Source organism: Vibrio sp. 10N.286.48.F5 (genome assembly GCF_041469785.1).
Classification (GTDB): domain Bacteria; phylum Pseudomonadota; class Gammaproteobacteria; order Enterobacterales; family Vibrionaceae; genus Vibrio; species Vibrio crassostreae_C.
This window is the reverse complement of sequence record NZ_JBFRLG010000087.1, coordinates 1-406: the sequence shown is the minus strand read 5'-3', so window position 1 is coordinate 406 and position 406 is coordinate 1. Positions and strand designations below refer to the sequence as shown.

The 406-nt window shown below is 48.5% G+C and carries 1 pseudogene; it reads left to right on the top strand.

Annotated elements, in window-relative coordinates:
* Positions 1-406, top strand: a pseudogene (locus AB4185_RS21920) (IS110 family transposase); the annotation flags it as partial.

The following is a 406-nucleotide window of genomic DNA, read 5'->3' as shown; positions in this document are numbered from 1 at the left end:
CAGTAGCTATCTGCGAAGCTATTCAGCGACCATCCACTCGCTTTGTGCCCGTAAAATCACCAGAGCAACAAGCCATCCTATCGGTACATAGAATGAGAGAGCATTGGGTTCGTGAACGCACCGCGCTTATGAATCGCATGCGCGCCCTACTTTCTGAGTTCGGGTTGATCATTCCCGTTGGTCGCTCTTCATTGATGAAGCACGTTCCCTTAATGCTTGAAGATGCAGAAAATGAACTGCCACATCTCGCAAGAACGGTGATTGCCGATGCTTATCACCACCTTGGTGAATTAAATCAACGTATCGCCGATACTGAACAAGTCTTCGAGTCTTTTGCTAAGGTCAGCGCTAATGTTCAACGAGTGATGAAGGTTCGTGGCATTGGACCGCAAACCGCTACTGCGAT